This window comes from Pseudomonas helvetica (genome assembly GCF_039908645.1).
In the GTDB taxonomy this organism is placed as follows: Bacteria; Pseudomonadota; Gammaproteobacteria; order Pseudomonadales; family Pseudomonadaceae; genus Aquipseudomonas; species Aquipseudomonas helvetica.
The window spans coordinates 4,948,377-4,969,107 of record NZ_CP150917.1 but is presented as its reverse complement, the minus strand read 5'-3'; the positions used below and the strand labels follow the sequence as shown (position 1 = coordinate 4,969,107).

Annotated in this window: 13 protein-coding genes; 10 read left to right on the top strand and 3 right to left on the bottom strand. The window is 57.0% G+C overall.

The features are described 5' to 3' along the window. Positions 1-83 precede the first annotated feature (83 nt). Genes AABM55_RS23075 through AABM55_RS23065 form a run of 3 tightly spaced genes read left to right on the top strand, consistent with a single transcriptional unit; the run spans position 84 to position 2,896 of the window. A complete protein-coding gene (locus tag AABM55_RS23075) occupies positions 84-1,190 on the top strand; it encodes a GGDEF domain-containing protein (RefSeq protein WP_347927856.1) in 1,107 nt (368 codons plus the stop codon). Continuing rightward, positions 1,183-2,118, top strand: a complete 936-nt coding sequence (locus tag AABM55_RS23070) for an iron-sulfur-binding ferredoxin reductase (protein ID WP_347927855.1) — start codon at positions 1,183-1,185, stop codon at positions 2,116-2,118. Before AABM55_RS23075 ends, AABM55_RS23070 begins: the two co-directional genes overlap by 8 nt. Positions 2,119-2,146: 28 nt before the next feature. After that, positions 2,147-2,896, top strand: a complete 750-nt coding sequence (locus tag AABM55_RS23065) for an enoyl-CoA hydratase-related protein (RefSeq protein WP_347927854.1) — start codon at positions 2,147-2,149, stop codon at positions 2,894-2,896. 216 nt (positions 2,897-3,112) lie between these two features. Here AABM55_RS23065 and AABM55_RS23060 read toward each other — a convergent pair whose 3' ends face one another. Together AABM55_RS23060 and pyk are read right to left on the bottom strand one after the other, a co-directional pair. After that, entirely contained in the window at positions 3,113-4,411 is a 1,299-nt protein-coding gene (locus AABM55_RS23060; RefSeq protein ID WP_347927853.1) for a hypothetical protein, read from the bottom strand. Positions 4,412-4,666: 255 nt separating this feature from the next. Continuing rightward, positions 4,667-6,118: a pyruvate kinase gene (pyk, locus tag AABM55_RS23055; RefSeq protein ID WP_054593742.1), complete on the bottom strand. Its 1,452-nt coding sequence runs from the start codon at positions 6,116-6,118 to the stop codon at positions 4,667-4,669. Positions 6,119-6,363: 245 nt separating this feature from the next. Between pyk and AABM55_RS23050 the strand changes: the two genes are divergently transcribed. The 4 genes from AABM55_RS23050 (at position 6,364) to AABM55_RS23035 (ending at position 8,645) form a co-directional block, all read left to right on the top strand. Beyond that, entirely contained in the window at positions 6,364-6,666 is a 303-nt protein-coding gene (locus tag AABM55_RS23050; protein WP_347927852.1) for a hypothetical protein, read from the top strand. A gap of 127 nt (positions 6,667-6,793) precedes the next feature. After that, entirely contained in the window at positions 6,794-7,168 is a 375-nt protein-coding gene (locus AABM55_RS23045) for a tol-pal system YbgF family protein (RefSeq protein WP_103315042.1), read from the top strand. Positions 7,169-7,587: 419 nt separating this feature from the next. Further along, entirely contained in the window at positions 7,588-7,947 is a 360-nt protein-coding gene (locus AABM55_RS23040) for a PilZ domain-containing protein (protein ID WP_347930082.1), read from the top strand. A gap of 251 nt (positions 7,948-8,198) precedes the next feature. Further along, entirely contained in the window at positions 8,199-8,645 is a 447-nt protein-coding gene (locus tag AABM55_RS23035; RefSeq protein WP_347927851.1) for a hypothetical protein, read from the top strand. A 78-nt stretch (positions 8,646-8,723) separates the two neighbouring features. Here AABM55_RS23035 and AABM55_RS23030 read toward each other — a convergent pair whose 3' ends face one another. Beyond that, the gene (locus AABM55_RS23030) at positions 8,724-9,113 is read right to left on the bottom strand and encodes a DUF6124 family protein (protein WP_347927850.1); all 390 of its coding nucleotides are present in this window, start codon (positions 9,111-9,113) and stop codon (positions 8,724-8,726) included. 461 nt (positions 9,114-9,574) lie between these two features. On the opposite strand from AABM55_RS23030, the gene AABM55_RS23025 reads away from it, so the two are divergent. The 3 genes from AABM55_RS23025 to AABM55_RS23015 all read left to right on the top strand — a co-directional run bounded on the left by AABM55_RS23025 (position 9,575) and on the right by AABM55_RS23015 (position 20,687). Further along, positions 9,575-12,724 carry a hypothetical protein gene (locus tag AABM55_RS23025; protein ID WP_347927849.1) on the top strand — a complete coding sequence of 1,050 codons (3,150 nt, stop codon included), beginning with the start codon at positions 9,575-9,577 and terminating at the stop codon, positions 12,722-12,724. A 155-nt stretch (positions 12,725-12,879) separates the two neighbouring features. Next, complete coding sequence (locus AABM55_RS23020) at positions 12,880-16,533, top strand: Tc toxin subunit A (RefSeq protein WP_347927848.1); 3,654 nt, start codon at positions 12,880-12,882, stop codon at positions 16,531-16,533. A 59-nt stretch (positions 16,534-16,592) separates the two neighbouring features. Beyond that, positions 16,593-20,687 carry a neuraminidase-like domain-containing protein gene (locus tag AABM55_RS23015; protein ID WP_347927847.1) on the top strand — a complete coding sequence of 1,365 codons (4,095 nt, stop codon included), beginning with the start codon at positions 16,593-16,595 and terminating at the stop codon, positions 20,685-20,687. Positions 20,688-20,731: the final 44 nt, after the last annotated feature.

Sequence of the window (20,731 nt, the reverse complement as noted above, 5' to 3'; positions counted from 1 at the left end):
TTGAGGTGCAACACTAAAGTGACATCTGGCATTTCAGGGTAGGACACTGTTATCAGTCCCCCCTTCGCACGGTGAGCCAACGATTGACCCATAACGCTCTCCAGAGTCTGTTGCTCAAGCGCTTTATTCTGGCGACGGGCACCTATGCGCTGGTGTTATTGCTGCTGTGGCTGGCGATTCTCAGTGGTCACTATCAAGGCTCGGTGCGCAGCGCGGTAATCGGTACGCTGCTGGTGATACTCAGCCAGTCGGTGTTGTTCGCGATGTTCTCCACCGGGAGCAATCTGCGTTTTGCCGACCCTGGCCTGACTGAAGTTCAGGTGCTCCTGGGGCTTGGCTGGCAGACCTGGCTGATCGCTCATCTGGACTCGGCCCGTGGCGCCTTCCTGGTGTTTTACCTGTTGATTCTGTTATTCGGACTTTTCCATCTGCCGCGCCAAGCGTTCATCCGATGTGCGGCCTTGGTCTTTTTCAGCTTTGCGGGCCTTAACCTCTGGGAAGGTTATTACCTCGAGCCGGTCGACCCGGCGCTGGCGGCGCTGCAAGTCTGCGTGTTGTTTATCGTGCTGGTCTGGCTGACGCTATATGCCGGCTACGTTCAGACCTCACGCCAACGCATGCGCAAGCGGCGCTTTGCCTTGCAAGCGCATCAAGACACCTTGCGCGGGATGATGCGCCAACTCGAAGACCTGGTTGCCACCGACGAACTCACCGGGCTGTTCAACCGCCGGCATTTTCTACGCCTGACCACGCGCGAACTGCGCAGCATGGAAGAGGGTACGGTGCATGGTCTGGCACTGATTGACCTCGACTATTTCAAACGCATCAACGACAAGTATGGCCATGCGGCCGGCGATCAGGTGTTGCAGGCGTTCGCCGGTGTCGCCACGGCCTGCCTGCGTGAAGACGATGTACTGGCGCGTTATGGCGGTGAGGAGTTTGTGTTGTTACTACCCGATTGTGATCCCGAGCGCCTGACCTCTTGCTGCGAGCGGCTGCGCATTGCCTTTACCGAGGTCGAACTGGTCGGTCTGCCGGTGCAGGACCTGAGCCTGTCCGCCGGCATGACCTTGCTTGAGTCGGGCGACGATCTGGATGGCGCCTTGCAGCGTGCCGATCAGGCGCTGTATCGCGCCAAGCGTGACGGTCGCAATCGCTGCGCTGCCGCTTGGGAAAACGCCGATGCCTGAACTAAGGGTGGGCGATAACCAATGGTCGGTGGCAGCGGGCAGCAACCTGCTCGACGCGCTTAACCAGAAGGGGATGCACGTGCCCTACAGCTGCCGCGCCGGCAGTTGCCATGCGTGCATGGTGCATTGCCTCAAAGGCGAGGTGAGCGACCGACGTCCCGATGCGCTGAGCGCCGAGCAACGTGAGCAAGGTTGGCGGCTGGCCTGTCAGTGCGAGGTCGTCGATGACCTGCACGTAGCGGTATTCGATCCGCTGCGCGACGGCTTGCCGGCCACCGTCGAAGCTGCCGACTGGTTAAGTGCCAGCGTGTTGCGCCTGCGTTTGCAGCCCGAGCGGCCCTTGCGCTATCAGGCCGGGCAGCATCTGGTGTTGTGGGCCGGTAATGTGGCGCGGCCGTATTCGCTGGCCAGCCTGCCGCAGGAAGATCGTTTTCTGGAGTTTCACCTCGACTGCCGCTTGCCGGGCGAATTCAGCGATGCGGCACGCTTGCTGAAAATCGGCGACCCGATTCGCCTGGGCGAGTTGCGCGGCGGTGCGCTGCATTATGACCCCGACTGGCAAACCCAACCGTTGTGGCTGCTGGCGGCCGGCACCGGATTGGCGCCATTGTTCGGTGTGTTGCGCGAGGCGTTGCGCCAGGATCATCAAGGCCCCATCCGGGTAATTCACCTGGCCCATGATGCCAGCGAGCATTACCTGGCCAAACCCTTGGCGGCGCTGGCGGCACAGCGTCCCAACCTGAGCGTCGAGCTGTTGACGACGGCTGAGCTGGCGGCGGCTTTGGCGCAATTACGCCTTGTTTCCCGGCAAACCCTGGCCTTACTCTGCGGGCACCCCGACAGCGTCGACGCCTTTGCCCGGCGCCTGTACCTGGCAGGGCTGCCGCGCAATCAACTATTGGCCGATGTCTTCGTGCCGCGGGGTTGAACGCGAAATCACTTTCACGAGACTCACCATGACGAACGCCATCCTGCTGGAACGTGAGCGCGGGCTGCTGACCTTGCGCCTCAACCGCCCGGACAAGAAAAACGCCCTGACCCGCGCCATGTACAGCCAATTGGCGGACGCCTTGCTACAGGCCGACGCCGACCCCGAGATCAACGCCATACTGATCACCGGCACCCGTGAATGCTTTACCGCGGGTAACGACATTGCTGATTTCCTCGAAGAGCCGCCAAGCGACCTCAGCAGCCCGGTGTTCCAGTTCATGCGCAACCTGCTGGAATGCCGCAAGCCGGTGATCGCGGCCGTGGCTGGCGCCGCCGTGGGCATCGGCACCACCTTGCTGTTGCATTGCGACCTGGTGTACATCAGCGCGGATGCGAAGTTGCGCATGCCGTTCGTCAACCTCGGGCTGTGCCCGGAATTTGGTTCCAGCCTGATCCTGCCGCGTTTGCTCGGGCAGGCCAAAGCTGCCGAGCTGTTGCTGCTGGGCGAAGGTTTCAGCGGTGAACAGGCCGCCGCCTGGGGCATCGCAACCCAAGCGTTGCCCAGTGGCGAGGCCGCAGTGGCCAAGGCGCGCGAGATGGCATTGCGCTTCGAAACACTGGCGCCCGAAGCCGTGCGTATCAGCAAGCAGTTGATGAAAGCCCCGGACCGCGAACAGCTGCGCAAAGCGATCGAGGAGGAGGGCAAGCTGTTTGTCCAACGGCTGCGCTCGCCGGAAGCGATTGCGGCGTTGTCGGGGTTTATCAACAGAGCCTGAAGGTTGCCGCAGCTGCCGAGCCCGCGATCCGGTTCTGTAGCAGCTGTCGAGCCTGCGAGGCGGCGTTCGGCTGCGAAGCAGTCGTAAAATCAGGCAACGCATTCTTACCAGAAAGCCGCGTATGCAGGATTTGCGAGGACTTCGCCCGACCGCGGTCCGCCTCTAACGCCGCCTCGCAGGCTCGACAGCTACTACGGGGGCGGTTCTGCACTGTATTCAACGTGAGGCTGCGGGGTTCAGGAAGCAGGCAATTAGCGCAGCGTAGTTGGCGCCGCCCCCCCAATCGCCCAGGACCAGCACGTTCCCGTCTTTTTGCAAGGTCATGGTGTTTGCGACCGTGTAATGGTCTTCGAATCGGGTGGAGCTCCAACCTTTCCCGTGGCCAAAGTCGGTATCCAGTTTGCCGTTAATCAGGTAACGCACCACCAGGAATTCAGGGGTTTTGTCATCTTGAAATAAACGTCCAGATACGATGATTTTTCCATCAAACAGCCCAACACCCAAAAACATGACATGTTTTTCGAGGGATTGAAGCAGCACCTTGCCGCCATTGAATTCTGATTCAAATTCACCTTTATCGTTAAGGCAAACCAGCACACCCTGTGTCGGAGACGACACCCAACCGACTGCAAGAACAGCGCCTTTGGAATACTGGACGAGCTTTTCGAGCGAGGGACCGGGGTTCTCGAGCAGTTTGAAACCGTTGTCGGCGAAGGTGTGAACGAAAGAACCATCGTCATTGAGGCGAGCCACCATGCCATGACCTGCCAGTGTTCCGCACACGGTGATTTTTTCGTTATGCACCAAAATGTCCTTGATGGTGCTATTGCCCCAGTACTGATTGGTAACGGCGACATAACCGATGTTGTTAAAGGTGGTGTCAAACGAGCCGTCATCATTGAGGCGGATCAGTAACGCCACCGTGGCAATCCAGATCGGCATGTACACTTCCATGACCACATAAATTTTCCCATCCGCCACCGTGCAAGGCCCAGAGGCGTCCATGCTGGTGGTCGTCTGCGGTGTAAAACCCAGCCCAAGGTCTTTAGCAAGGTTTTCAGGCTGTTTGACCGTCAGCAGACCTTTCACGCCAAAACGCACATCCACACGCCCGTCGATATGAAGGCGAGCAAGCACAACTTCACCTCTTTTCGTATCGATACCGGACAGCAGGATTCTGGGTTCACCCCCGACGGTGAGAAAAAGGATCTGGCGCAGATGGGTGTCTTGCATCGGGCCAAAACGTAAGACTACATATCCATCCTTGCCGAACGCTTTATTTAAAGTGCCATTCTTGTGCAGGCAGGCGATACCTAGCTTGTGGATGATGTCAATGCCTTCGGCGTCGACGCTGCCGCCGACATAGATCTTGCCGTCGGGGCCTTCGGCAATACATTCGCCTGAAGTATCTCGTGCATCGGGAAAACGCAGAATGACTTTACCGTCTTTGTCTTCACCAAATTCCGGGTCGAGATCACCCGCGGCGCGAGCGGTCAGTGCTGTGTATTGGCTCATCGTTCTATTCCTTTAATTGGAGTGGGTTGTCCGTCAAGGGCTGCCAATGACGAGCCGCAACAGTCAAGCGTGAGAATGCCTTGATGACAGCGATAGCAGCGGTGGACGGAATCGATTAAAGGGGGTGAACGGAAGGGCGTCTACTGTCAGATCTGACAGGTGAGAAACGCTTAAATCGTCTATCTGATTATTTTTAAACGAAAAAAAGCCCCGCCATTCACATGGCGGGGCTTTTGCGTTTCAGCGCTCTTTTACTCAGACCATCTTGTCGCCAACGTGCAGGATCTTCATGCCGTTGGTGCCACCGATGGTGTGGTAGCTGTCGCCCTTGGTCAGGATGACCCAGTCGCCTTTCTCGACCACACCGAGTTTGAGCAACTCGTCGATCGCAGCCTGGCTGACTTGTTCGGGCGGCAACGATGCCGGGTCGAACGGTACGGTGTAGACGCCACGGAACATGGCCGCGCGGGCCTGGGTTTCGCGGTGCGGGGAGAACGCGTAGATCGGCACCGAAGAACGAATGCGCGACATGATCAACGGCGTGTAGCCACTTTCGGTCAAGGCGATGATCGCCTTCACGCCCGGGAAGTGGTTGGCGGTGTACATGGCGGCCAGGGCAATACTCTGGTCGCAGCTTTCGAACACTTTACCGATGCGGTGGCTGGAGGTTTTGCTGGTCGGGTGCTTTTCAGCGCCGATGCAAATCCGTGCCATGGCCTGGACCGCTTCGAGCGGGTATTGGCCGGCGGCGCTTTCTGCCGAGAGCATCACGGCGTCGGTGTAGTCGAGTACGGCGTTGGCTACGTCGGACACTTCAGCGCGGGTCGGCATCGGGTTCAGGATCATCGACTCCATCATCTGGGTCGCGACGATCACCGCTTTATTGTGGCGGCGTGCGTGCAGGATGATCTTCTTCTGAATACCCACCAGCTCGGCGTCGCCGATTTCCACGCCCAGGTCACCACGGGCGACCATCACGGCGTCCGAGGCTTTGATCAGGCCATCGAGGGTTTCGTCATCGGCCACGGCTTCAGCGCGCTCGATCTTCGCCACCAGCCAGGCAGTACCGCCGGCTTCGTCGCGCAGTTGGCGGGCGTATTCCATGTCGGCGGCATCACGCGGGAAGGACACGGCGAGGTAGTCGACTTCCATTTCGGCGGCGAGCTTGATGTCGGCCTTGTCTTTTTCAGTCAGGGCCGGAGCTGTCAGGCCGCCACCGCGACGGTTGATGCCTTTGTGGTCCGACAGCGGGCCGCCGATGGTCACGGTGCAATGCAGTTCGGTGGCGGTGGCGGTATCAACGCGCATCACCACGCGGCCGTCGTCGAGCAGCAGCTCGTCGCCCACGCCGCAGTCTTTCACCAGGTCCGGGTAGTCGATGCCGACCACTTGCTGGTTGCCTTCGGTCAACGGATGGCTGGTGGAGAAGGTGAATTGATCACCGATCTTCAGCTCGATCTTCTTGTTGGCGAATTTGGCGATACGGATTTTCGGGCCTTGCAGGTCACCCAGCAGGGCAACGAAGCGCCCGTGCTTGGCAGCGAGGTCACGCACCAGCTTGGCGCGAGCCTTGTGCTCGTCGGGGGTGCCGTGGGAAAAGTTCAAGCGGGCAACGTCCAGGCCAGCCAGAATCAGCTGTTCGAGAACTTCCGGCGAGTTACTGGCCGGGCCAAGGGTAGCGACGATTTTGGTACGACGGACGGACATGCAAAGACTCCTGAGTTCAAGCGCTGGGTGAGGCTACTATGGTCCGATGCTGTAGTCATTGTTCGTTTGCACTACTTTTCATTTGTTTCTTTAAACGAACATTCCTGAAAATTTTCGGATCCGTCCATTGATAAGCACCTGCCGTTTGTCGGCGCTGTTAGTTTTAACAGGTAGGCAGGCATTAGGGGGCGGGGTTGAATGCTCTGGAGGCTCGTCAAAAGGTGACGAGTCAAGGAGATGACAACATGACCACGGACACCCAGGTACTGATTATTCCGGTAATCGTGCAACCGGTAGAGGGCGCAACAGAGCAAAACAAGGTCAAGGTATCGGGCATCGCTTCTAAAACTGAAAAAGGCGACGTTGTTGAAATCGCAAAAGCAGGGAGCGGCCATTTTCTTTTGAGACGCGAGGTGTCAGAGGACGGTCATTGGTCAGGTACGTTGGACGAAGATCTGCCCAAGGGTGTGCATATGATTACGGCACGCCTGATCCGTGGCACCGGCACCGGCCCTTGGTCACCGGCTCGAACATTTACGGTCGACTGACCAGGATGTTGTCGTTCATTAAAAAGCCCACTGAGCCTTGGCGGCTCAGTGGGCTTTTTTCGCTTGATCCGGTTATTGAAGATTTTTCCCAACGGGTCGATACAGAGCACAAGACAGGAGAACCCTCATGCGATTCGTGCTCATTGCCGCCCTTGCCCTCAGTGCCACGGGCTGCACCCGTTGGTCAATGGACCATCATTTGAACAACGCCTACCGCGCTTACGACCGAGGCAATTGCGAGGACGCGATGCTCGAATTGTCCCAGGTCGATCGCAACAGCCGGGCGCGGCGCTATATACAGCCGGAAGTGTCGATGCTGCGCGGCCAGTGCCTGGAACGTCAGAAGCTCTATGTCGATGCGGCCCAGACTTACCAGTTCATCATCGCCCAGTACCCGGACAACGAGTACGCGTACCGTGCCCGCGCGCGGCTGGAAACCTTGCAGTCGCTGGGTTGGTACCCACCGCGCAGCAGCGCCAAAAGTATGCCCGCGCCTCTGTAATGGTAAGTGCCTGATCCCCGTCAGCCAAGAGACAAGCGTGCCGAACGCAAAACCTGTGGCGAGGGAGCTTGCTCCCGCGGGTCGGTCCGCGCTCGGGCGAAGCGACCCTGAAATCAGCCACCGCGAATATTCAGATGGAACGCGATTAACCGGATTACGACCGCTTCGCGGTCGAGCGGGAGCAAGCTCCCTCGCCACAATTGATCACCCGTCGATAGATATTCGTTAACTGACGAGCATCAGGGTGTGTGTGCCCGCCTTGAGCTAATCTTCGATTAGCGTGTTTTAGAATGTTCAACCTAAACCATGTTGATACCTGTGACCGGCAACGGAATCGGGGAGAGCGCTCCTGTCTGTCAGGCACGTTCCGAAGTATCAGTACGACCCTGCTCAAGGGGCTTTCCAAAGTGATAAACAGCCTGTTCACTGACCGTCGGATCGAGCGGCATCAACTGCCGTATTTTCTGAGAGTGTTCAACAGTGTCACCGACAAGCCTGTCGGCTTTATCGGCAATGTCACGGATGATGGCCTGATGCTCATTTGCCCGTTGCCGATGATGGTCGGCGCAGCGTTTGACCTGCGCTTGAAAATCCCGGCCAGCGAAGGTGTCTTGCAGGTCATCGACCTGCGTGCCCGTTGCCTGTGGTGTCGTGAAGACGCCACTCCCCACCACTACGACGCCGGTTTCGAGGTGCAACGCGCACCGGCTGAATACGGGCAACTGGTGAGTGCCTTGCACCAGTACTTCAGCTTTTATCCGATGCCGGCTTCGGTCTGATGCAGCAAAAGATCGCCTGCGACTGGATCCCCAGCATGAGCTTCTCCGAACGTTGGACGACACAAGAAGTGTTGCCAGGATCGGAGGCATGTTATTTCGAAAACAGCATTCTGGTTAATCAATTGGCGATAAAAAATCTGTTTTTATACCTGCCATAAGTGACAGTATTCGCGCCCGTTTTTTTTGTTTAGTTTTGGATTGACGCCGTTACGAGGTCATCTGAAGTTTACTGAATGAAAGGGAGCACTATCATGAACACCAGAGTCGAAGGTTTGTCGCAAGAAGCCAAGCTCTTGCAGGCATACACCTGTGATCTACCAGATCCACCTGGGAGGTTTTCTGGAGAAAAATTCATTTGTGGAAAACAGTCGGATGGCAATTTTTACGTGTATGCCAAACAAGGCCATTCATTAGGCGAGAGTGAGGTAAGCATCGTGTTACCTCCGGATGTGAAGACGAAACGTTACGTTATTGGTACCGAAGCAACCGCCACGTATATGCTTACAAGACCAGATGGCACCTATTTACTCCAGATGGGTGTATCAGGTTGGGTCGCCATCATAGTGAGTGCAGATGGAACGCGTGTGGAAGGCACGTTCCAATTTACTACGTATACAGGCAAAAGAATTCAAAACGGCTCATTCGACTTGGTGGTGGCAACTAAGTCCGGGGCGCACCCACCACTTGCTCTGGATTGAGTATTACCACCAATGCCTCTATCCACAGAGGCATTGGACTTGATCGATGAAGGCTGCGATCTTTTGCCGTTCAACGCGTTACAGCTGAAGCCCGTACTCGATCGGCTGGATCGGGTACTCGTTGTCCAGCGCCTTCTCGACCAACAACAACCCGTGCTCGGTCAGCTGATGGATCGCCAGCGCCAGGTTGCGGTGCTTGTCTTCCAGGTCGTCGGACAGGTCGAGGATCAATGTGCTCACCGAGCAGAAGGTCTCGTAGGTATAGGCCATCAAGGCTTCGTTGTTGATGTCGGGGAGCACGGAGAAGAATTTCAGTGAGCGCCGTTCATAGTCGCGCGGGTTGCCGGTGCCGGGTTTGAGGTAGTGGTCCAGCGCCTTGTGGGCGGCGGCGTGGAGCTTTTTCGAGTCGGGGGAATCGTAGGGGGAAACGTTGTCGTATTCGGGGGGATTCGGAGTGGCTTTGAACATTCTGTTGTTTCCTTGAGTGGGGCTGCCACCGACTCGCGACTAAACGAGGGGTGGCGGCTGAACGCAGGTTAGTCGACCGGGAGGAAACACGAAAAACCGGCGCGCCCGAGGGCGCCCTGCGCACAGCCACCATAACGTTCAGGGATAGGGAATACCTGACCATCTGGAGCGCAGTGCACCTACGTGTAACCTCCGAGCGACTAAACCCGATCGCTGATGGGCAGCGACACGAGAACAATAGAAGCCGGGGCCAAGGTGCACAAGCCGGCGGATTCTGGCGTAACTGTAGGGCGCTGCGCAAGGCGGTGTAGCCGCTGACTGAGGCGTTGAAAACACGGAGGAGTGCCGAGGTGAGCAGGGTTGCCGTTCGTCGTGACTGTCATTTTTTACAGGTAGAAAACGCCCGGTGCGCGAGGTAGAAACAAAGCTGTGGGGTATTCAACGACAAGCGGAGCGGGATCATGTCAGACGATGGCGAGTTCAGTGGCGCAGAACGTAACGATGATAGCTCTGCAGATCAGGGACCCGACAATTGCATGGAGCGTCCGCTTGAGGGGGAAGTGATGCCCTTGGCTTCAGAAGGTATGAACGATTTATCCGACTCCCCGATCACGGATAATCCTCTGGAGATTGACCTTGCATCGAAAAGCATAGTGAGTCCGTCGTTTTCATTTAAATTCCGCTTACGTAATAACTCTGCCAAGTGCGATGTCCAAATGCGTATGGATTTACCTGATGGGGACTCTGTCGCAATTTTCATAGGTCTAATTACTGATGGCAATTGGCATGAAATAAAGTTCACTACGTCTCGTAGAGGAGCGGCGGTGATCGTTCGGAACTGGCGTACGCATATTACTTGGTATGGGGAAGAGAGCACTTACATTTATTTTTCTGATTTACCCGTTATCGATGCGCAGAGTGTGTTTACCAAAATAACGGGAAGTGGTGGCGATTCCTCTACGCTCAGGGTTGTAGTGCCCGACACTGGCACTGCAATGAGTCGGCCCTTTACGGCTTCAAATGGTCGGTGGGGGATCGGGTTGCTTCCGGGCACAGCATTGGGTACGCACACGATCACTATCGAGCAAAGTGTCTCCGGATTTTTAACGCGGTATTCTTTGCGTCAAACAATTACCTACCGCGTCGTACCGACTATCATCGTGCCCACTCAAAATAGCAATGTGGCAAATAATGACTTGGTGCTGGTTGCAGGACTAACCGCCGCTCCTGGTTATCCCGTTCATATTATGAATAAAGGCGGAACTGCTGATTTTGGACTTACCGAGCCTGCAAATAGCGATGGCTATTGGAGTAAGTATCTTGATTTACGACACATAGTTGGCCCTTTATCGATTACGGTCCGGCACGTCGAATCTGGCAACGAAGGATGGTCAGCGGTACGCTCCTTTACTCTTTTTACCCCTATGGTTATTCCAGCCATCACTGCTCCTGGCGCCGATACCGAGCAGAATCAAACCTTCACCCTCTCAGGTGTCGGGGGGATGGCCGGCGCAACCGTCGAGATTTACGAGGGCTTTGGGAGCATTAAACTCGGTGAAAGTGGCGTGCTGACAGGGGCGAACTGGGTCGCTCAAGCCGTCGTACCGCCTGGGCGAAAAGGGCTTGTTGCGTTACAAAAACTGGATGGGGCTACATCAGAGAATAGCGCCTCCCGCTTCTTCAAAATCCGTCCCGCTCAACTGGTCGTCACCGTGACGCAAGGGGACGATGAAACCATGGAGTTCTCCGGCGCCGGGTTTACCGATGCCACGGTTGAAATCAGAAAACTCAGCGGGCCGGGTGAGCCACCGTTGACCATTGCTACGGTCGCAGCGAGTCGATGGAAGGCGACCGTCAGTAACTGGCCACCAGGCAATTACACGATGTCGGCGATCCAAAAGGTTTCCTATAACCCTGACGGGTGGATTACATCGGAGCCGGTTCAGTTTGTCTTTACCCGGGCACTACCCATCCCGACCGAAGTGAGCCATACGGTGGCGAACTACACGCCGACTTTTTCCGGAAAGGGTTATACCGGGGCGACGGTCGTTCTCCTCAACGATTTGGGGGCAACCCCGGCTCTTCCGGATACCACCGTGAGGAATGGCGCATGGACAAGCACAGCCTTGACACCGTGGGGACCTACCCACAAGCGCAACGTCCATATCAGGCAGGTCCTGAATGACCTGTGGTCTGATCCATGGATTACCGTCGAGGTGACCATTGCGCCCTTGGCGCCAGAGATCACTATTACCGACGATGGATTGTCGCCGATCATCACCGGCAACTGCTGGCCTGGGGCCGTGGTCAATCTGACCTACAGCGACAGCGCCACCGTACATAAACCTACCCTCACGGACGACACCTGGACCTTTCAACGCACCCTTCCCTTTGACCACGATGTCACTCATACAGTCACCGTGACCCAGACGGTCGGCTCGCAAACGTCGGAATCGGCGAGCAAGATGTTCACTATCCCGCTCCCCAAACCGGTCATCACATCACCTGAGCCAGGTAAAGACGAAGAGGTTGGCCCTGACCTGATCGTTAAAGGTGACAACGGGGTGAAGTGCGCCACGGTGAAGATCCGGGACGCTCAAGACAGCTCAATAGTGGGTTCCAGGCTTCTAACCGAAGACGGCCCTTGGTCAGTGACTTTCGATAAGCTACCGGCGTTTCGTCGATACAGCATTGACGCGACGCAGAGCAACAGCGTGCGGGAGTCGGAGCGTAGTGAGGTGTGCACGTTCACGGTGTTGCTGTTGCCGCCATCGTTCGAGGTGCCGCAGCCAGAAGGCGATCTACCGCGCAACTCAATCATTTCAGGCCGAGGCCTGCCCGGTGCCCAGGTTTCGGTATGGCGCCAAGGCAATCCGGAGCCTTGGCTTCGCGAAATTCTCGTTGACGACCGGGGTCACTGGGAGCGCCCGCTGATGGAGTTTTTTGTCGGAAAAATAGTCATCTGGGCCACGCAAACCTTTGAGCAGCAGACGTCAAAAGACAGTCCCCTGCTGACCTGTAACGTGGTGCCGAATGCGCCGTTCATGGAAACCCCCGCCCCTGACGCATTCGTACAGAACAAGGTGGTGTGTTCCGGGTTTGGTTATACGGACAATACGGGCGATACGGTCACAGTGGCGTTCGCCGATGCTCCGCAAACGGAGCTGGGGCAAGTCCAGGTTCTTGCTGACCGGAGCTGGTCAATGCGGATCACGCTCGCCCGTCCGGGCGGCATCCATAAATTGATCGCTGTGCAATCGCGCGATGGCTTCGCTTCTGCGCCGTCACCTGAACGACAGATTCAGTTGGGCGCTTATCAGCCACAGGTCAATGTGCCGACAGAGGGTCGCTGGGTCCCTGAACCGGTAGCGTTCGAAGGCAAAGGCCAGGACGGTGTGGGTGAGCTGGTTGCCTGGTTCAACCCTGATCAAACGCTGGTTGACGGCATCGAGATCGCGGAGACGGATTGGAGGGCTACGGCTCAAGTGAAGCTGAGGCCGGGGGGTAATTGGGTCTGCTTTCAGCAACGCCTCGCGGGTGGAACGGAGTCATCTCGCTGGGCCGAAAGCGCACGCTTTGAGGTTGGCCCGCCGGAGCCTTCGTCTGAGTAACAGCCTTCAAGGCTTCCGACGAGCGGTCGGCGTTACTGTCAGTTATGACAGTAGACGCAGGCTTCGCTCTGGCACCAAATTCAATCAGTGAATTGAACCCGGCGACGCCCTCACCAGGGTTTCAGCGTCCTGTCATCCATACAAGGAGTGTCATCATGGCTGCCTCACCGCATAGCCCCCTTCGGCAGATCTACTGCGAAGTGTTCAGTGAGAAACAGCGCAAGGTTAATGATTTGCTGAGCCAATACATCGAACAGGATGGATCGGTTTTCCCTCTGGTGGCAAAGGGTGTGGAAGGTCTGGTACGTGACTTCGGCTTGAACCGGGATGACGCGCAAGTGTTTCTGTGGCGTTCCAATGCCTTGGCAATCTATGTGCGACGGCAGTTTATCGAGCAGGAGTTGACCGGCGATGAAACAGAACACATCAGGCCGATGAGCGGGCTTTTATCATTGGTGCCGGGACCCAGTTTTGAAAAACTTTTTTATCCTCCCTTTGATAGGTTATGCCCGCCTGATGCCCTGGAGTCGGTGACTTCGCCGGTCGCGTATCTGATTGAGCTGCTGATGTGGATCAGAGACAAAATCGAATCTCGTGGTGATAAAGAAAAAATACCACTCATGGAGCGGCGCACGGATCTACTGCCGTTGCCCATCGATCACAAGGCGGTGCATCAATCGGTGTCATCGGTGGACATTATCGTCCGGGTGCTGGAAGCGTTTATCAAGGCCCACGGTCAGGCGGGCAGTGATATCGATGATGCCCTGCGCGAGGCCCGTTATCCCAACGGGCTGCCCCATTGCCAGGACTGGAAGACGATCGATTGTGTCGCCCGGCACCATGACCTGTCGGTAGGGGCTGTGGCCCGTGTGGTCGATCGGTCCTTTCCGTACTTTCTGCAACTCAATGCCCAAGGCTGTGATGGGGAGCGGGCCTTGCTTCATGCGTCTCGGCTGGGGCCTTATCAGCGGGCGTTGTTGATTGAGGATCCGGTTCCCGACGATGACTCCGAAGAATCCAAAGAGAAGCAGGAGCTCTTCTATCGCCTGAACTTTGGCACTGTGGGCACGGCTGATCAGAACATCAACCAAGTGGAGTTTTTCTGTGAAAGGACAAAACTCGAAAGCCTGGGGCTTGAGGATCTGATTTCGATTCGAAGTTTTGCTCCGGTGCGGTCTGCCAATGTTCCTCTGAAAGGTGACGAGGAGTTGCCTCCCAGCGGAGCACAGTCAGGTTCAGTCTATCTCAATGCGCGTAAGACGCCTGCTGTCAACATCGATTTCAGCTTGGGAGGTGGTGGCAACCTTCACCGATTGATAGATTACAGCCACACCCGATTCGACCGAATGAACCGCAAGCTGCGCCTGGACAACTGGCTAGGTCTGCCCAGCGAGCAAGTGGATTGCCTGCTGATGGCGGCAATCAATGCCAATGTGACCCCTTGGGTGCTTGAGCCCGAGTGCTGGATATCAGAAAACACCCTGCAGGCCATCGGCCTGTTTCAAGAGTTACGCGAGCGTTATGGCTGTACCGCCGAGGACTTCGCGGTGTTTATCTACGTGCTGTCGATTTTCGGCCGTGGCGAAGTGCTGTCGCAGTTCGATCGCATTTTTAATGCTTCGGTGCATTTCCCCAAGCCGCTGCAACTCGATGGCCACGAGTTTCCGGTGTTTCCGGTGCCGGGCGAGGACGCGTTAACCGTCAATCAACTCTGCAGTGGCCTGAAGATTGACCTGCATACCTACCGTCACCTGGCACAGGCAATTGCCCATGCCCATGGTCGCGAGGACACGCTGATCTGCGACCTGGCAACCCTCTCAAGCTTTTACCGCATGGTGAAACTGCCCCGAATGTTGGGCATCAGTCCGGTCGAGGGCATTCTGTTGCTCATTATTCTGGGGGGCGACAGTTGGCTCAAGGCGTTGGCCGGCGTGCCCGAGCTCAAGTCGAACAAACACGAAGGCGTACCGGATGCGCTGAACATCATCCAGGCCATGGAGGCCTGTGTTCGCTGGTGCAATGAGCGTGAGCTGTCGGTGCTCTGGATGCTGCAACACGCTTCACCGGTTGTGGTATCGGCGGTATCGTCGAATGAGCAGGAGTTGTTCGAACAACTGCGAAGTCTGCTGTCTGCGGCCCTGTTTTCCGAAACTGCATTACTGATGGCCGGTGTCCCGCCGCTGGCGGGCGGTGCGAGCTGGCTGGATTTACTGACCGCTCTGGTCGACAGCAACGGGTTGGTTCAAGTGCTGTCGGAGGCGATTGAACTCGATTACCTGACCTTTGCCCGCGAGAGGCTCGATGAGGCGGTGAGAATCGGCATTGGCGAAGGCGATAAAGAGTCGCATGCGCTGATCGTCGAAAAAATGCTCGGCGTATTGCTGCAAGCCAGGGCTGGCCAGGTGTCGGTGATCAAGGAATGCCTGGCGGTCTATGCCGGTCTGAAGTCCGAGCTGGTATTAACGGTACTCACCTGGGCAGGCGGGACGGTTTATCAGGTGCTCAAGTCTGCGCTCGAAGGTGCAAGGCACGATGACGGCGCCGCAAGTGGACGTCGGCGGCAACAAGCAGACGAAGCTGATCCGCTGCTCGAACTATTGGCCGATGTGCAGCGCCGCAGTGCGGTGGTGGTGAAGCTGGACCTTAGCGTCGAACTGCTGGAGGACTACCTGGCCTACGGCTATATATCGTGGCTGAGCCGCGACAACAAACATGAGTTCACGCTGAGTACCCTTTATTACCTGACGGTGCTCAACCAGGCCTTTGCGTTGGGTCAGCAGCCACCGGAAAAACTGCTTGATTACCTGCGTCAGGTCAACGCACTACCTGAGCCTCTCTCTGACGATGCCCTGGCGCTGGCCCAAGAGACTGCGGCGATCAGGCTGGCGATTTTTTTCGCCTGGAGCGTCCAGGAAGTGCGCGAGTGCGCAAGACGGGTCGACCCGGAAAAGATGCTGATCAAGAACCTCGCGCAGTTGGATCTGTTGATCCGCGTCCGTGAGCTGTCAGCCCGTAGTGGCATGGATGCCCAGACGATTTTCCTGATGGGCATGCTCCCGGCAGAAATCGACAAACCGGCTTACGCACTGGCTGCCGAGCATGCACTGCTCAGCCTGAATGCCTCGCCCGCGCCATTGATCCCCAATGAAGATGAAGCCCTGGAACATATGGTCACGCTTACCAGCGAGGTGGATCCTAGGGTGCTGGTGGCTAATAAGCCGGGGGAAAAAGCCACCTTCAAAGTGACCGTCAAGAACCATGCAGGCAAGGGCTTGAGCGGGGTCAACGTGTACTGGAAGACCTCACTGGGCAGCATCAAGCAGACCGCTACCTGGACAGATGGAGTGGCGACCGCCGAGTTTATTCCGGACAAGGTCATGGGCACGGCAACGCCACGCTTCTGGCTGGACCTGTATGAGGAGCAGACAGCGCAGAGTGTGAAAATCGGTGCCGATGAAACCTCAATGTTTTTTCCGGGGCCGCTCAAGTCCCAGGTGCCGGATGGCGTCGTGAAGGCTGGTGCGCAAGTCGAGTTGTATGCCGTGATGCAGGACCATTATGGCAATCGGGGTATTGGCATGCCAGTGAAGTGGACCAGTAAGGTCAGGTCTGATCCCGGGATCATGCCTTTCTTGTTTATCCGGCCAGACGAGGGTGTAACCAATCAGGAGGGGATCACGCGAGTCTTCGTCTCCAGTCCCACAGGCGGGACATTCGAGGTCGGCGTCACCAGCCGGGACGGTTCTGTAACAGCAGTTTTTGACGCTATTACCTTCGCCGCTCCTCCCGTCGTTGAAGCGGATGCTTGACGGTCAGGTGCCCTCTGCACCGACGCGTACACCTTGGTGAGACCTCAGGAGCAAGGGTTATGGAAAACAACAAGATCGCAGGGCTGCTCGAACAGCGTCGCATGGCATTGCTTGAGTATTGCATCGGGCAGGTGAGAAAGGGCTCACCTCCTGCTGACGATAAGTTCAATTTCCTGAGAACACCGGCGGACCTGCTTGAACTCCTGCGCATGGATCCGCTGGACAGCTACTCGGTGCAAAGTTCCTGGGTCGCCCAAGCCATCAGTAGTGCCCAGCAATTCATCCATGCGGCGTATCGCAAGCTGGAACCGGGGTATTCAGATTGCGAGTTCGATAAACGGGATCTGCAAACCTGGGAGCTCTACAACAACTACCCGGATTGGGCGGCGTTGATGATGATCGCCCTGTACCCGGAAAACTACATCACCCCCTATGTACGTCGGCGCAAGACCAGCCTGTTCAAAACCCTTGAGGACAACCTGAACCAGACGCGCCTGAGCACTGATTCCGTGCAGGTGGCATTGCAGGAATACCTGCAAGAGTTCGAGCAGACCTGCAACCTGAATGTCATCAGCTGCTATATGGACGGCACCTCGCTCACAGCGCCCCTTACACCCACGAAAGCAGATTATTACTTGGTTGCCCGGCAGCGGATTCAGCCTTTTCAGTATTTCTGGCGCAAGGCCGAGGTTGAACTGACGTCCAGTAGCCGGGCTATCAACCCGGCCGCGTGGCGTGAGTGGCAGCCGCTCGAGATTCCAGTCGGGGATAAGGTGCTGGATATACGGCTGGTGTTCTGGGGCGGACGTTTGTGTGTGGTGTGGGGCGAGTGGCGTGAAGGCATTGCAGCGAGTGTGGACTTCGTTCCTCCCGTGCTTCCCAAGTTGGAGATCAAATTGGCGTTCATGGCTCAGAACGGTCATTGGTCAGCACCGTTTTTATTGCACAGCAAGGAGCAGAATACCGACGTCTCGCTCGGCAGCCGTTTGATCGCGACGGTGTTGGTCGATGAGCAGCATCCCAAAGGCAAGTTGGGGGTGTTGTTGACCAACCGTAGCCGCCAGGGTACGACGGCTCCCGCGAATCCTGTCGATGTGTACCTGGTACGCGATGTCCTGTTCCGTGAGGTTACTGAAGATGGGCGTTGGTTGGGGCCATTGGCAGACTATCGCTTTGTCGATTCAGGCATCGTGCAACATCCGATCTTGCGACAAAATCTTCCGACTATTGTCGAGTCCAGCGACCCTACCGGTACGTTGACGCCTTACTACTCCTTGCAAGCGGTTGTTTTGCGTGTTGGCAAGGACGATGTTCTTCTGGTCAGGGGGCTTTGCGCGGTGAAGCCTGATTTCGCCGGGACGAACAAGGCCTTCGATTTGACATTGCTCAATCCGGCACCAGGGGATCCTGCTCTGATCAAAGGACTTTTTTCCGATAGCGGTGGCTGGAGTACTCCCTGGATGCCTCTTCGCCGGGGGGCGGACGATTTTACCGGACCTATCACTTATACATTCGGTGGTTCTGCCCCAGAGGATCGCCTCGGGCGCCAAAAATATGTAGTGACAGTGGGCAAGGTTGCCTCTTTTGACCCACCGTCTCTGGACAAGACCAACGCCCAGGGCGCGCAATTTCTCACGCTCAACCTGCCTGTACCGTACCTCAAACAGGTGCGTCTGAACTCGCTGTTCGGTCCCGATCTGGTGCAGCGCGCCAATATTTCGGTCGAGGCCGTGTTGGACTGGCTGACCCAGCATTTGAAAGAGCCGAACCCGGCATCCGGTTCTTTCGACGAGCCAAACGGGCCGTTCGATGGCGCCAACGGGCTGTTCTTCTGGGAACTGTTTTTCCACCTGCCGCACCTGGTGGCGTCACGGTTGAACGCTGAAAACCGTTTTCTGGAGGCGCAGCAATGGCTGCATTACCTGTTCGATCCTCAGGCCCCGGTAGATTCTACAACCGACCCACACAAACCCCTTTACTGGCGCTGCCGCCCCTTGACGGGGCCCGACAACCCGGGCTGGGAAGCCGAGGCGGTTACCGACCCGGATCAGATCGGTTATTCGACACCCAGGCATTTTCGGATTGTGGCGTTCACCGAGTATGTAAAAAACCTGATCGCCTGGGGTGACTGGTATTACCGCCAACTTACCCGTGACAGCCTGGTAGCGGCGAGGTTGTGTTATGTGCAGGCCGAGTTTTTGATGGGGAAGCCCCCTACGGGGAGAACCGTCAACCGCTGGACGACGAAAACCGTCGGCCAGTTGTTGGCTGATACCTCTTCCCGACCTGCGCTGGAAGCGTTCGAGAAAAAACTCGCGTTCACTCTGGCGGATCTGCCAGCCAAGGCCGAGGTGGCACCCATGCTGGGCATGCTCGGCATCAAAGGTTTTGATATACCGATCAATGAGCAGTTGCTCGAACTGTTCGCCTTGTCCGGCATGCGCCTGAGTAACCTGCGCGCCAATCTCACTATCGATGGTAAAACGCTGGATATTCTGCTCTTCAGCCCGCCGACGGACCCCAAACGGTTGCTGCAGGATCTGGCGGCTGGCGGCGCTGGTTCGCCACGGCCAATGGGCGGGCAGGTGCAAGTCGTGGCGTTCCGTTGGCGGGTCATGTTCGAAGCCGCGCTGCGGGCGGTGCAGACGTTGCAGGATTATGGCAACCAGATACTGCGCCTGCTCGAACAGCGTGATCGGGCTGAAATGGAAACGTTGCGGCACAGTCATCTGGTGGACCTGGGGGCGTACGCCCAGACCTTGCAGGAGCAAATCATCGAGCAGATGACAGCGAGCGTGGCCGCGTTGACGCAGAGCAAGGCGGTGGCGACTGAGCGTGCTGTTGCGTATGAGGCAAAGGTTGAAAGCAATGTGAGTGCTGCGGAATATGAGGTAATGGATGCCCTGTTGTTGGCGAAAATCTTCAACGGTGTGGGTACAGGGTTCAAAGCGGCGGGAGCAGTCGCTAAAACAGTCGTCCCGAATAAAGCCGGTACGTCATTCGGTGTGGCGAACCCCGGGGGGATACTCGAAGGGATTGGTAGCGCTTTCGATATTGTTGCCGCTGTGCATTCCCTGCAAGCCGAGCGAACCGCCACCAACGAAACCTACCGCCGTCGTCGTGGCGAATGGGAACTGCAAGGTCAACAGGCACGGGCTGAAGAGCGTGCACTCACTGAGCAAATCACCGCGCAAAATCATGCCGTCGAAGCCGCCAGGGCCAACCTGCGGCAAACCCTGCGGGCCAATGCCCACGCGCTGACGCTCTACACCTTCATCAAAAAACGCGCGACCAACGCCGAGCTGTTCGGCTGGCTGCTGGGCCAACTCAAGGCCCTGCATTATCAGGCCCATGACGCCGTCGTCAGTTTGTGCAGGAGTGCGCAGGCCTCGTTGAGCTTTGAGACCGGAGACTACGATTCGCAGATTCTCCTGCCACAGGTCTGGCTGGACGAGCGTCACGGTCTTACTGCGGGTGAACATCTGCGGGTGCACCTGCTGCGCATGGAGCATGAATACTTGCATCGCCATGAGCGACGATTGGAGCTGGTCAAGACGATTTCCCTGCGGCAATTGTTCAATGACGAGGATGTGGATCCGCAAGAAGGTTTTAAAAACTGGGAGGACGCGCTGGTGGAGCTGCAACGCACTGGCACGCTGGATTTCAAACTCACGCAGTTGCTCTTCGATCGCGACCACCCGGGCCACTACTGCCGGCAGATCGGCAGGTTGGATGTCGATATCCCCGCGCTGATAGGGCCTCACGAAAATATCAAAGCTACGTTGTTGCAGGTCAGCAGTATCACCGCCACCAAGGCCTCGACCCGTTCGGTGGAGTACCTGCATAACCTCGAAAAGATAGCTCCGGCGGATGTGCGGTTCAACCTGCGCAGTGGCCAGAAAATCGCTTTGTCGGTGGGCATTGGTGACACCGGCATGATCACGGTGAAATCCGATGAAGGTTTGCTCAACCCCTTCGAATGCACCGGGGCAGTCTCGCGCTGGACACTGCACTTCCCGTGGCCACTCAAGGAGCCACAACAATCCATGTTGGCCTCGCTGACCGACATCATCCTGCGCGTTCATTACACCGCCAAGGTGGGCGACCCGACATTCACCCGAAAAGTCGAAGAGCTGGTCAATCGTGTCGATTGATAGATGGCGGATCGAACACTGATACACAGCGGCTAAACCAAACA

Bases quoted from the DNA above. Each gene is read 5' to 3' on its own strand.
- pyk (WP_054593742.1), bottom strand. From the start codon at position 6,118: ATGTCCGTCCGTCGTACCAAAATCGTCGCTACCCTTGGCCCGGCCAGT.
- AABM55_RS23025 (WP_347927849.1), top strand. From the start codon at position 9,575: ATGTCAGACGATGGCGAGTTCAGTGGCGCAGAACGTAACGATGATAGC.
- AABM55_RS23060 (WP_347927853.1), bottom strand. From the start codon at position 4,411: ATGAGCCAATACACAGCACTGACCGCTCGCGCCGCGGGTGATCTCGAC.
- AABM55_RS23015 (WP_347927847.1), top strand. From the start codon at position 16,593: ATGGAAAACAACAAGATCGCAGGGCTGCTCGAACAGCGTCGCATGGCA.
- AABM55_RS23050 (WP_347927852.1), top strand. From the start codon at position 6,364: ATGACCACGGACACCCAGGTACTGATTATTCCGGTAATCGTGCAACCG.
- AABM55_RS23070 (WP_347927855.1), top strand. From the start codon at position 1,183: ATGCCTGAACTAAGGGTGGGCGATAACCAATGGTCGGTGGCAGCGGGC.
- AABM55_RS23045 (WP_103315042.1), top strand. From the start codon at position 6,794: ATGCGATTCGTGCTCATTGCCGCCCTTGCCCTCAGTGCCACGGGCTGC.
- AABM55_RS23065 (WP_347927854.1), top strand. From the start codon at position 2,147: ATGACGAACGCCATCCTGCTGGAACGTGAGCGCGGGCTGCTGACCTTG.
- AABM55_RS23035 (WP_347927851.1), top strand. From the start codon at position 8,199: ATGAACACCAGAGTCGAAGGTTTGTCGCAAGAAGCCAAGCTCTTGCAG.
- AABM55_RS23030 (WP_347927850.1), bottom strand. From the start codon at position 9,113: ATGTTCAAAGCCACTCCGAATCCCCCCGAATACGACAACGTTTCCCCC.
- AABM55_RS23020 (WP_347927848.1), top strand. From the start codon at position 12,880: ATGGCTGCCTCACCGCATAGCCCCCTTCGGCAGATCTACTGCGAAGTG.